This window comes from Methylophaga sp. UBA4204, from assembly GCF_002379485.1.
In the GTDB taxonomy this organism is placed as follows: Bacteria; Pseudomonadota; Gammaproteobacteria; order Nitrosococcales; family Methylophagaceae; genus Methylophaga.
Window position 1 is genome coordinate 44,614 of the sequence record NZ_DFTU01000108.1, and the last position, 370, is coordinate 44,983.

General features: G+C 47.3%; 1 protein-coding gene. It reads right to left on the reverse strand.

Annotated features, from left to right (window positions below; all coding sequences use genetic code 11):
• Positions 1-370 (reverse strand): M48 family metallopeptidase (locus B3182_RS15845; RefSeq protein WP_292753476.1); only part of this gene is annotated, 370 nt, incomplete at both ends.

Genomic DNA, 370 nt, shown 5'->3' on the forward strand with positions numbered 1-370 from the left:
AGCTTGTAAGAAAAAATAGGCACGACATCTGATATTGAGTTCAATACGATCCAATAGATCAGCCAAATGAAAGCCTGCTATCTGATTGGAGTGCATATATCGCAAAGCAAAGCGATCCGCTTCGCGCTCAAAATCTCTTGAATAGGCACTCTGCATCATCACGATAGGCATGCCCATAAAGACTTCGGCAATCCCTGATGTATCACCGACAAAAGCCATTGCCATCACCACTAGCAATGAACTCTGCATCACCGACTGGGTTCCATGCCTGTGGGCCACATGGCCAATCTCGTGCAACAGTACCGCAATCAACTCTTCAGGTTGCTCTGCCAGTTTCACCAGCTCATCGGTGAACACTATTGTGCCATCG